Origin of the sequence: Microcystis sp. LSC13-02, from assembly GCA_002282935.1 — a bacterium.
Lineage (GTDB): Bacteria > Cyanobacteriota > Cyanobacteriia > Cyanobacteriales > Microcystaceae > Microcystis.
In genome coordinates this window covers 1-12,154 of record MTBT01000114.1, presented here as the reverse complement: position 1 = coordinate 12,154, position 12,154 = coordinate 1, and the positions used below count along the sequence as shown (strand labels likewise).

The 12,154-nt window shown below is 42.4% G+C and carries 7 protein-coding genes; 3 read left to right on the top strand and 4 right to left on the bottom strand.

The annotated features are described in order from the left end of the window. Positions 1-121 precede the first annotated feature (121 nt). Positions 122-2,056 (bottom strand): sulfite reductase, ferredoxin dependent, encoded by a 1,935-nt coding sequence (sir, locus tag BGL89_RS06965; protein WP_286825070.1) that lies wholly within the window; start codon positions 2,054-2,056, stop codon positions 122-124. Positions 2,057-2,252: 196 nt separating this feature from the next. On the opposite strand from sir, the gene BGL89_RS06960 reads away from it, so the two are divergent. Continuing rightward, complete coding sequence (locus tag BGL89_RS06960) at positions 2,253-4,643, top strand: FHA domain-containing protein (RefSeq protein ID WP_286825069.1); 2,391 nt, start codon at positions 2,253-2,255, stop codon at positions 4,641-4,643. Between the two features lie 50 nt (positions 4,644-4,693). Here BGL89_RS06960 and msrA read toward each other — a convergent pair whose 3' ends face one another. Next, positions 4,694-5,356 (bottom strand): peptide-methionine (S)-S-oxide reductase MsrA, encoded by a 663-nt coding sequence (msrA, locus tag BGL89_RS06955; protein WP_286825068.1) that lies wholly within the window; start codon positions 5,354-5,356, stop codon positions 4,694-4,696. Between the two features lie 580 nt (positions 5,357-5,936). Between msrA and BGL89_RS06950 the strand changes: the two genes are divergently transcribed. Next, positions 5,937-7,904, top strand: coding sequence for an ATP-dependent nuclease (locus BGL89_RS06950; RefSeq protein WP_286825067.1), 1,968 nt, complete (start codon positions 5,937-5,939; stop codon positions 7,902-7,904). Between the two features lie 91 nt (positions 7,905-7,995). Continuing rightward, positions 7,996-8,175, top strand: coding sequence for a DUF1156 domain-containing protein (locus BGL89_RS06945; protein WP_286825071.1), 180 nt, complete (start codon positions 7,996-7,998; stop codon positions 8,173-8,175). Between the two features lie 56 nt (positions 8,176-8,231). Here the strand turns inward: BGL89_RS06945 and BGL89_RS06940 are convergent, their stop codons facing one another. After that, a complete protein-coding gene (locus tag BGL89_RS06940; protein WP_286825066.1) occupies positions 8,232-9,872 on the bottom strand; it encodes a DUF6930 domain-containing protein in 1,641 nt (546 codons plus the stop codon). Positions 9,873-9,947: 75 nt separating this feature from the next. Beyond that, the gene (locus BGL89_RS06935) at positions 9,948-12,026 is read right to left on the bottom strand and encodes a caspase family protein (protein WP_286825065.1); all 2,079 of its coding nucleotides are present in this window, start codon (positions 12,024-12,026) and stop codon (positions 9,948-9,950) included. Positions 12,027-12,154 lie beyond the last annotated feature (128 nt).

The following is a 12,154-nucleotide window of genomic DNA, read 5'->3' as shown; positions in this document are numbered from 1 at the left end:
TGTCGAAATGTCGTGCTTTGCTGTTTTATACTGGTCGGGGTTTCATCCCGTCGCTAAAAGCGAGGGTCTTCACCCCGACATTCAAGATAAAAAAAGGTGGGATTTAACCCACCTTGATAACTTAGGATTTTTGGCTGAAATAGGCCTCTAGCGCCTCATTGATGATTTGATTCATCGGCCGTTTTTCCGTTTCCGAAGCTTCCTTGAGACGGACAAACATTTCATCGGGGACGCTGACACGGTTTTGATTTTTACGCACGCGTTTGGGTTTTGATTCAGTAGTAGTTTCGGTCATTTTAGGTGTGTAGGTGGCTGAAAATGCTTGTAAAGCAGGGAAATTGACTCGGTGACAGAATTCTCCGAAGGTTTCGTTATTTTGTTGATCCTGTTGGAAGTAAACGAAAATCGGTTCTAAGACCTTTTCTAGATCATCGATCGCCATTTTATCCAAATAGGGGCGCGCTAGTCGAGTTTGATCGGCCGTTCCCCCTAACCAGAGTTGGTAGGAATTGGGAGCGCTACCCACAAATCCTAATTCTGCCATATAGGGACGCGCGCAGCCATTGGGACATCCTGTCATGCGGATGACAAATTCCTCTTTGGTTAATCCTAAGCGATTAAGCAGAGTGCGAATGCGTTCAATCACGCTGGGTAAAATTCTTTCTGACTCGGTAATCGCTAATCCACAGGTGGGCCAAGCGGGACAGGCCATGGAATAACGGGTTAAAGGGTCAATTTCGGCGGGATTGGTGATAATTCCCTGTTCTTTCAGGATCGCCTCGATCGCTTCCTGATCTTTGGGTTCAATTTCGTAGAGAATGATATTATGGTTAGCCGTCAAGCGCATGGGCAACTGAAAACGCTCGATAATCACTTTTAAGGCGGTTTTTAGCTGAAAACTGCCCTCATTTTTGACCCGGCCATTTTCTACATGAAGACCATAAAATAATTTTCCGTCTCCCTGTTCATTCCATCCCAAAAAGTCTTGATATTTCCAATCGGGGAGGGGTTGGTAGGGTGCGATTTTTTGGCCGAAATAACCCTCAACAGTGCTGCGGAATTTTTCTACTCCCCATTCTTCGAGGATATATTTCATTCTGGCATGACGACGATCGCCGCGATCTCCGTAATCCCTTTGGGTTGCCACGATCGCTTTTACCAGATCGTACACCTCCTCTTTGCTCACATAACCGATCGCATCGGCCATTCTGGGGAAAGTTTCCTCCTTATTGTGGGTCCTTCCCAGTCCACCCCCCGCAAGGATGTTAAAACCCTGTAATTCCCCGTTTGCGTCGGTAATCACCACCAAACCGAGGTCATTGGTGTAGATATCGATGGAGTTGTCTCCCGGCACAGTGACACCGATCTTGAACTTACGGGGCATATAATGTTGACCGTAGATCGGTTCGATGGGATCGTTTTTGTTAATGCCATTTGTATCTTTTTGTCTCGATGCCTTGACTTCTGGTGCTTCTTCTGCACTGATCACTTTTTCGCCATCGAGCCAAATTTCGTAGTAAGCTCCAGTTTGGGGAGTGAGCAAATCGGCGATATTATTGGCATATTCCCAAGCATAGCCGTATTCGGGGCGATTTTTGTAGGGGGCTGGCGGTGCGGTGACATTGCGATTAACATCACCACAGGCCGCTAAAGTGGATCCCATACTGCGGATAATTTCCCCGAGGGTTGCTTTGAGATTTTTCTTTAAAATGCCGTGTAATTGGAAGCCTTGGCGGGTTGTCACCCGTAAAGTGCCGTTACCATAGCGATCGGACAAACTATCGAGGGTAAGATATAGTTGTGCGGGAATAAAACCCCCCGGACTGCGGGTACGCAACATCATTTGATAGTCTTTTTCTTGACCTTTGGTTCTATGGTCGCGATTATCCTGTTGATAGGAACCGTGAAATTTGAGAATCTGTACCGCCGCATCGGTAAAATGGGTTGTATCTTCGAGGAGTTCACTGGCCAAAGGTTCTCGTAGATAATTACTGTGTTCTTTGATACCTTCGACTTTAGAAACCTTGGCGGTAGGAGAAATAGGAGTTGTAACCATCGTCTAACAGCACGATAACCTGTGGATAGGTCTTAGGAATAGGAATTTAGACAAGCTCGATCGATCCTAAGAAGTTTTACTAACATGATCTCTAGAGTTCGTTCCAGACTCTGAGGTTAACAGTAGCGATCGAGACATCAATTCTATCTTAGCTTCTTACCGTCCCCCGCGAACGCCACCCACCGATCAACTTTTTATGACCAATTCTCCCAACATTAAAACGGTTATTAGTCAAGAACCCTACATTATTCTTAACAATCAGGGAGAAATTCTCCCTTCTATTAATCTGAGTCGTCCTAATTATAAATTGGGGCGGGATGGTCAACAGGTGGATTTAGTTGTTCCCCAACACTGGACGCTGGTGAGTCGAGTACAAGCTTGTTTTCGTCGTCAGGGAAATGATTACTATATCCACGATGGAGACGGGACTAATCCTAGTTCCAATAAACTTTTTATCAACAATCGCGTGATTACTCCCAAAGAGGGCTATCTTTTACGAAATGGAGATGAGATTAATATCGGTCAAGATGTCAAAAATTGGGTCAAGATCACCTATTATCATCCTAACCAACCGGTAAAAAGCCCACCTTTAGCTTTTAAATCGGTTTCCCTAGGCAATCGCAGTGTAGTTTTAGGACGAGATAATACCGCGACTGTGGTTTTAGACGCGCCGACAATTTCCCGACAACACGCAATTATCGACAGCGATAACCAAAATCGTTATATTCTCTATGACAAAAGCACCAATGGAGTCTTTATCGACGGAGAAAAAGTATCGGGTAGTGCCATTTTAACTAACGGTTGTACAGTGAGAATCGGTCCCTATAGTTTTCGGCTGCAGGGAGATGAATTAGTTTTATTAGATACAGGGGATAATATCCGTCTAGATGCCGAAAATATCGTCAGGATGGTGCGGGATAAAAAGAAACAACCCTTGATAATTCTCAATCATATCTCCTTACCGATCGAACCGAGTCAATTAGTGGCGATTGTTGGGGGAAGTGGTGCGGGAAAATCGACTTTCTTAAAGACTTTATTGGGAATTGAACCCACCACATCGGGAACTGTTTATCTGAATGGGGAAGAGCTGCGCCAGAATTTTAATATCTATCGCACCCAAATCGGTTATGTTCCCCAATACGATATCGTCCACAGGGATTTAACCGTGGGAGAAGTGTTATATTACGCTTCTAAATTAAGGCTACCTCCCGATCTTAATTGCCAAGAAGTGATCGAGAAAACCCTGCAGCAGGTGGAGTTATTAGAAAGAAGAAATACTTTAGTCAAAGACTTAAGCGGTGGTCAATTAAAAAGGGTGAGTATTGCGGTAGAATTATTAGCCAATCCCAAATTATTCTTTTTAGATGAACCCACCTCGGGATTAGACCCCGGTTTAGATAAAAAGATGATGGAATTGCTGGCAAAATTGGCCAAAGAAGGCAGAACAATTCTCCTAGTCACCCATGCTACTAATAATATCAATCTCTGCGATCAATTAGTTTTCCTCGGTCAAGGAGGCAATTTATGTTATTTTGGTTCTCCGGGGGAGGCCTTAAATTTTTTCTCTTTACCTCAGGGGGATTTTGCCGATATTTATATTCATCTGGAAACTAGGGAAAAAGTTGAGCAAGAATGCCAACGTTTTCAACAATCCGACTACTACAAAAATAATATTGAAGCAAGAATCGGTAAAATATTTCAGCAAAATCATAGTAGGCCGCAACAGGTTCAACAATCTTTTTGGACACAACTACAGGTTTTATGTCAACGCTATAGCAAGTTAATTATCCGTGATCGATTTAGTTTAATTTTATACCTATTAACCGCCCCGATTGGAATTTTCTTAATGGCTATGGTTTTAGGGGACAAAGATCCTTTATTTTTGGGAGATAATGCTAAGCGTGAAGATGCTATCGAATCGGCAACTTTAGCCTTAAAAACTCTCTTTGTGTTTACCTGCGCGGAATTGTGGGTAGGTTTTGCCTGTTCCCTACAGGAAATTGTCAAAGAATCAGCAATTTATCAGCGAGAAAGATTAGTTAATCTGGGATTATTACCCTATTTATTCTCAAAAATTCTGGTTTTAGCAGCCTTAGCTTTTCTGCAAACAATTGTAATTACCTGCGTGATATTTTGGGGATTTACTCAACCGCAACCGGAATTAATGACCTGGTTAATTGGCTGTTTTATTACCACATTTTTAACTATATTTGCGGCGATTAATCTCGGTTTATTAATTTCTGCTGGCGTTAGTAATATCACCCAAGCAAATAGTGCCTTACCTTTAATTTTAATTCCTCAGATTATCTTTGCTGGGGTATTATTTAGCTTAGAAGGTCTGGGGAAATATCTATCATGGTTGATGATTAGTCGCTGGTCGATTGGTGCCTACGGGGTATTAGTAGAGGTGGAAGATATGATTGCACAAGCAAAAGATCTTAATATCCCTTTACCCTTTGAGGATACCAATCAAGTTTATCAATTATCTATCAATAATTTGTTATTGAATTGGGGAGTATTAATTCTTCATTCCCTTATTTATTTTCTCCTTACCTATTGGTTGCAAAAAAGAAAAGATATTTTATGATCTGAATGATAACTGATAACTGATAACTGATAACTGACTCCTAACCCTACTTAAGTTAACTTCAGATCAAGAGCGATCGGACATTCCACTTTCGTTCCCCCTAAACCGCAGTAACCGCCGGGGTTTTTCGCTAAATACTGCTGATGATAAACTTCAGCATAATAAAATTCAGGTGCGTCGAGAATTTCCGTGGTAATTTGACTGTAGCCCGCTTGATTGAGAGCTTCTTGGTACATTGATCGGGATTTTTCCGCTAATTGCTTTTGCTGGGGACTATAGGTATAGATACCCGATCGATACTGGGTTCCCGTATCATTACCCTGACGCATCCCTTGGGTGGGATTATGACTTTCCCAAAAGACTTTTAGAAGTTGTTCGTAGGAAATCACACTGGGATCATAGACCACTAAGACCACTTCATTATGCCCAGTCATGCCGGTACACACTTCCTGATAGGTGGGATTGGGGGTGATGCCAGCCGCATAACCTACGGCCGTCGTGTAAACTCCTTCTAATTGCCAAAATTTACGCTCTGCTCCCCAAAAACAGCCTAAACCAAACATTGCGGTTTCCATGCCGGTGGGAAAGGGGGGCTGCAAGGGATGACCGTTAACGTAGTGGCCGCTAGGTACGGGCATTTTTTCCGATCGCCCGGGTAGTGCCTCCCTTACTGTGGGCAAAGTTAATTTTTTTCCGAATCCGAATAACACCATAATAAGAATTTGTCCAGAAAGTTTTACCTTACTTTACATTATCGCTTAATTTTAGGGATTTCAGTGATCGGTGATCAGAACTGAGGCTGCAGCTCAATTTTTGTCAATCCACTGATACCATTTTTCTAAAGTAATGGCAGAGATGGTTAATTTACCTTCCCCCCACCCTCTCCCAGAAGGGGAGAGGCGAGTAGGATGCCTGCCACGAATAAAGAAAAATGCTATCAGCCAATTACTTTGAGAGTTAAGCAGTAAGCGTTGGGGTTGTTGGGTTTCGCTTTTTCAATCGAATTAATACGTTTTCTCCCAAGTATTGTTTCGCTCAAACCAATCTACGAGACTGCTCCCTAATTAGATTTAATTGGGCTAACCTACTTCCAAATTGTGTTAGCATCAGAGATAAGTATAAAACAGCCGAACGATTAAAGCGGGACTATTGGCTCTATATAGTGTTTAACTGTGGGATGATGTCGGAAGTTTATGTCATTCGAGATGCGGTTACGCTAGGACGGCAACCTGTTACAAGCATTGAACATTATCAGCTTGGACTAGAGGCAATTCTACGGCAGGATGAACGGGAATGAAGATCAGCAAAATTCAGATTAAAAATTTTAAGTCTTTTCAAGATGTTACCGTAGATCTAGATCCTGATTTTAATGTCTTTACTGGGGTTAATAATTCAGGAAAAACCAATTTGCTAGAGGCGATCGCCCTTTGGCATGAGTGTTTTAATAAGCTAATTCGACAAGCGGGCAAAGGATATAAAGAGTTATACAAAAAAGGTGATTATATTCTCGGTCATACAACAGAAAAATATTTTCCTTACGAAACTATTAAAACGGTTAGAACTTCAAATATTGACGATATTTTTTATCAACGTGATACAACTGCTCCTATTGAATTATCTATTAACTTAAATAAAGTAGATATAAATTTAGAAATTGGTTTTTCTATCAAGACCTCTGGGTTAAATTATGTTATTGAGCTTTTGAATTATAACCAATATAACTTTAGAGGATTCAATGAGTTTTTTGAAAATTTTCCCAACCCTATTAGTGCATCTTTTGCCTCTCCTGTAGCCACCATCAGAACTGAGGAGAGATTTGTGACTCGTCCACAAATTATTGAATCTATTCAAAAAAGAGAGTCTGTTGAAGTTGTTCGTAATCGTTTATACAATCTTTATTATGATACAACTCGAAATGAAAATCTTTACAATAAATTTATTCGAGATTTATCGTATATTCTCTTTAACGGCGATAAAAAAATTGAGTTTTTCCCTAAAAGTGATATCCAAAAAGATATAAAATCAGTGATTTATTATAAAATCGAGTCAAGAGATATTGAGAAAGATATTTCTCTATTGGGAAGTGGAACGTTACAAATTATTGTTATTTTATTGAATCTTTACGCACCGGAAAAAACTAGAGACCTAAACTTAATTTTATTTGATGAGCCTGATAGTCATATTCATCGGGATATTCAAAAACGTTTAATCGATACGGTTCTTAGATTTTCGACAAATACTCAAATCTTTTTAACAACTCATAATGAGACTCTAATTCGTCAGGTTCCTCTGCATCAGCTTTTTCATATTGAAAATAGACCTCAATATAATTATAATGCTTTATCTCGACAAGAACTTTTAGTAGAGCCACGCTTTAAAGGAATTTATCCCTCTGCGCTAAATCCTATTATTAGTTCTTTAGGGAATAGCAATGGTTTAGATTTTATTAATGCAGTTGAAGCGGATAAAATCATTTTTGTCGAAGGTCAGGATGATGCAAAAGCAATTTATACGTTATTACAAAATAATACTATTGGTATAAATACAAAAAAATATTCTTTCTGGGTGATGGGTGGAGTCTCTCAAATTTTTAAGGATTTACCTAGTTATAAAAAGATCTTTCAGTTAATTAGAAATCAGCAGAATTTATGGCAAAAATCTGTGTTAATTCTTGATAGAGATTTCTTAAATGACGACCATAAAAATCTAATTCTAAGTAATTTAGATAATCGGTTTGGTTTGCCAACGTATATCCCACGTGCATATACGTTTGAATCTATTTTATTGACAGATTTTGATAAATTGGGTAGATTACTTTTTCTGTGGTTAAATCGCCAGCAAAATTCGATTTCAGTGGATGCCGTTCGTCTTGCCGAAGGTCTTCAACAAGCCTATCTGAGCTATATGAATCCCAAATTACAGCAATTACTCAATGATGATGAGGCATTTGAAAAAATCATCTATCAATGTCGCTCTGTTCGGGATAAGCTCAAAAGTGATGATATGTTGGGTACAAATGATAAGTCAATTCCAGAAAATGATGTTCAATTATCAACTGCTTATCGCAACTATTTCAATCAAATTTTGAATACACGGGATTTTTACAAGTATGCCAAAAAAGATGACGTTCAAGCAATTATCAATCAGGTGATCAGCCCTCATAATATAGCGTTTAATATTGAGCAGGATTTTATTGCTTTATTAGAATGCGTTGATCGCTCAACTTGGTTTGAGGAGTGGGATTTTTTAACGAGATTGTAAAATTTTAACTATGACGACCTACCCTAAACGCCTCATTGAAGTTGACCTACCCATTAAGCGAATTTCTGCCCATGGGTGGCGGTAAAAATCGATTCGTCATGGGCATATTTCTACACTTCATATCTGGTGGGCAAGGCGACCACTGGCCGCGTGTCGGGCGGTAATTTGTGCGGCGTTGTGGCCAGATCTGGTGGATGAAAACTGCCCGCAAGAGTTTAGAGAAGATGCGGCCAAAATTATTACTGAATTTGCCAAGCAAACTGATTACTGATGACTGATGACTGATGACTGATTACTGAAAAAAAGCTGCGCCGCTGCCCGTTCAAATTAACCGAAGTGAGGCATAAGAGTCAAAACTCCCAAGTCTAAATCTTTACTATTGATCGATGTTGCCTCATAGAGAGCCAACATATCGTTTAATTGGGGATTACCGCAGGAGGAACCGGTTACGCCCATGGCAATAATCAAACCACAATAACCCTCGGTATTTTTGATGCGTTTTTGCCAATTGCGGCGCGCGTTACGGTGGTCGGGATCATCTTCCTCGAATTCCCCAAATAGATAGAGATCACCATTAGCCATTTTCAGAATCCCCAGATCATAACGGGTATCTTCGAGGGGATCTTCGCCGGGGTTAAAACCAATAGCCGCCAAACCGCCAGCTTGTTCGATTTTTTCGATAATTTCCTTGGCTTTCGGTCGGGAGGTCTGGATCATCACCACGGGGAAACCCTCTCCTTTTGTCGGTACGGATTGGGGTTGATAATGGATTTTTGGACGACTGCGAATTTTATCTAATAATTGCCAGGGAACCATTCCCAGACTGAGATGTGCATTATCAGGAACTAAATCCTCCTTGAGTACGGATTCTTCCTCATCATCCTCATCCTCGTCGTCGTCCTCCTCCAAGAGTTGCATAAATTCCGCACATAGATCGGGCATCGTGGCCACCGTCACCGCCAAGGTTTCCCCTTTTGCCTGTTCGGGATCGAGGGGAATGCGAAAACGACGCTGTAATTCTCCGATCGGTTCTTCGGATAAAGCGGATTGATTGCCTTTAAAAAAGCGCAACAGAGCCATTAAAGCTAAATATACCGTGATTGCTTCTTCTTCATCTAAATAGGGGCGAATACCTTCGTAGGGATGCACGCTGCCGAAAACTGGATGGATTTGGGAGGGGGCAGCCGAGGCTAGATCGTAGTCATCCTCATCATCGTCCTCATCATCATCGGCCAATTCGTAGCTTAAAAACCAGCAATCTTGGGAAAGAAAGGCCTTTTCTAATCTTTCCATCGATTTTTCTGCCAAAGCGGACTGCCGGAATTGTTTGAGGGATTCTAGGGAACGATAGAGAATGACTCCGTATTCCCGACCGAGCATTCCCATGACACAGGCGTAAAGATTCGGGAAATCAGGTCGATCGAGCTTAATTTCCAAAATATCGTAATCAGCTAAACAGGACCAGGGTTCAGCTTTCCAAATTTCGTGAGCGGTTTTCACTAAAGCGGACTGCCAAGCGGGAGGAATTGCCGGGGGGCGGTTATTTTGGAATTCGTCGAATCCACGAAAGAGATCATCGATCAGGGGCAAACTGGGGACATAATCGATGGTGATATCCAGATCTTGCAGTACCCCGCGCAGAAAAAACTGTGTTTCTCGATCGCGGACGATAATTTTTTTCGGTCTGGCTGGCCGGGCGGGACTTTGCGGTGTTTCGATGGCGCGGATTAAGGTTCTCACCATGGCCTCAGGCCCGGTTTCGGGGGAAACTACTTCCATAGCGCGTACACAGCCCTCGCTACCATCCACCCAGATCACGCACTCGCCACCGCTTTCTTGATTTGGTTCTAAGGTGGCCCGGGGCATTCTCTCGGATAAGGATAAAGCACGACGATCTCCTTCCCAAACACTGGGAATTTGTGGGATTTTTTTGAGGCGGCTTTGAGTGGTCCGGGGCAGAAGATTCATCGGGAAATTTAGGGGTAGCTGTTTTAGGATTTTAACCTTTTCTTTTCAAGGATTCCATAAGAATTTTCTATCGATTTAGTCCATAACTTGATAAATAAACCGGAAACCTGACCAAGTTCCTAGATCAAAGGCGTATTCATCAATTACACTGCCAGAACTATCCATTTTTAGACCTAAATCTAATTTTAGATCGCGACCGAATGCTCTGGCTATTTCTAGGGGGTTAGTCAGGGTGAGCAGTTGGGTGGCTTCTCCTTTGACGTTTTGAGTAGCATTAAGGATTGTAAAGGTTTTTGGGAAAGGATGGCGACTGAGGATCAGTAGATTTTCTCTGATGCCCTTGGGTTGACTAATTTTCCAATGCCCTTGGCGGTCATTGGGGATGGTGGCCTTGCTTTTGGCCGCCACGACAAAGGGGGCCAATGGGCTGGAATTGGTGAAATTATCGGGGGTTTCTGAACAGGAACAGTATAAAAGCGGTTGGCGATCGCTGTTGAGGACAAGGATCAGTGCGTAGAGGGGTTGTTCTTCTTGATTCTCAATTTGATAGCGAATTTCTGTCCCCAAGGGCAGAATTAAGTCATTGTTAGCGTTATCGTTGGCCTTGCTATTATTGACGGCTTTTTTCGTTTGCAGACGGGAGATATAGATTTTATCAATGCTTTCGAGGGTGACAATGACGGCTAAACCGGAGGATTCTTGATTGATCAACAAGTGCCACAATTTGCAGGCCAGCAGGGTTTCTAGTTGCGATTGCAGTCGTTTGATTCCCGATTTAATTGCTTCGTTGACCGCCCCTAAACTACCGATAATTAGGGAGCCATTGGGAGATAATAACTGATAATTGCCAGTTTCTTCGCTACCAACTCGACTTAAGAGACAATCTACCGCTTGTTCGCCAATGTTAACCACGGCGGCCACATCGGGCAAACTGGCAAAGGTACTGGTGGCATCTACCCGTTCAATCCGGGTTAAGTTATTATCCAAACCGACGATTAAGCCGATTTGACTCGGAAAAACCCGCAATTTTTCCTCTAGAATCTGTCCTATTTCTAGGGAGGCGGTTGGTGATAATAACTGGGCTTTGGCTTTTAAACCCTGACGGGAGAGAATTTGTAGGCTGATTTCCTCCCCGGTCGCCTCAATAAAGCTCAAACAGGAGTTAATTCCGTAATTTTCTAGGATTTCTAAGGGCAGGCCGACCAGATTGACTTCTAGGGTGCGCTCGTCAATAAGATTTGTAACAATTGCCGCCCCACCCCTTGACTTTTCTGGATTTGTATGATAGAGCGCCGCAGAATTATTTTTTTGATTACTGGTTAGGATTGCCGGTTGCTGTTGTTCACTGCTGTGACTAGCGACGAGATTGCGGAGACGGGGAAAAGCGATCGCGATTGTCGGACTGGGGGAAACTTGCCAGAGATACTGAGTGAGATCATAGGTGAATAAGCCAGCATTGGGGCTATTACCGCTCAATTCCAGGGCGATTTGCTCTGGTTTAGCGGCAGCGAGAATAACGCCGTTACTAGGCTTATTTTTGAGGTTAAAACGGGTTTTAATATCGGCAGCGAAAGTTAACTCGGCGGGGTTAAGGTCACTAATGGCTCTAGAATAGGAGCGAACGCGGAGATTACCGAGATAGGGACGATTTTGGGGAAGATGACTACTATCAAAAATCAAGCTAAACTTATCCGTAGCTAGACAGCGAGCCAAAAGCAAAATATTTTCCTTAATTAGAGCATTTTCTGCCCCATCAGCAGCAATAAAAACCTCTTTTCGGGCCCCAACACTGCCATAACCGCTAAAGTGAAAAATTACTACATCCCCCGTTTTAGCTTGGGCGATCAGGTGTTCTAAAAAAGCCAATTCGATCGCTTCTCGACTGGCTTTTTGTCCCGTTAAAGTCACTATATCAGCATCCTGAAAGCCAAAACGATAACGGAGAAGGTCTTTTTGTAACTCCACATCGGTAAGACAACCGGGCAGCGGCGGAATATTCGCCCCATACTGGTCAATACCGACTAAAAGAGCCAATTTTCGGGGATTAGGGGCGGCGAGAGCAGCCAAATGACGGTTAACTGTCCCTTGACTAATCGCCAAAGTCAGCAACCCCCAACCTGTCTGCTGGATCAATTCTCGCCTAGTTATGTTCATCGAAAATTTTGGGTCTGAAACCCCGTCGTTCTACGACGGCTTTACTGTTAAATACTAGCGCATTTACACGATATATGCCAGAATGTGAGACATGGAAAAAGCCTATTCGTTTCGATTTTACCCCACAC

Excerpts from the sequence above, each read along its gene's own strand:
- sir (WP_286825070.1), bottom strand. The coding sequence starts at position 2,056 with ATGGTTACAACTCCTATTTCTCCTACCGCCAAGGTTTCTAAAGTCGAA.
- BGL89_RS06960 (WP_286825069.1), top strand. The coding sequence starts at position 2,253 with ATGACCAATTCTCCCAACATTAAAACGGTTATTAGTCAAGAACCCTAC.
- BGL89_RS06940 (WP_286825066.1), bottom strand. The coding sequence starts at position 9,872 with ATGAATCTTCTGCCCCGGACCACTCAAAGCCGCCTCAAAAAAATCCCA.
- msrA (WP_286825068.1), bottom strand. The coding sequence starts at position 5,356 with ATGGTGTTATTCGGATTCGGAAAAAAATTAACTTTGCCCACAGTAAGG.
- BGL89_RS06935 (WP_286825065.1), bottom strand. The coding sequence starts at position 12,026 with ATGAACATAACTAGGCGAGAATTGATCCAGCAGACAGGTTGGGGGTTG.
- BGL89_RS06950 (WP_286825067.1), top strand. The coding sequence starts at position 5,937 with ATGAAGATCAGCAAAATTCAGATTAAAAATTTTAAGTCTTTTCAAGAT.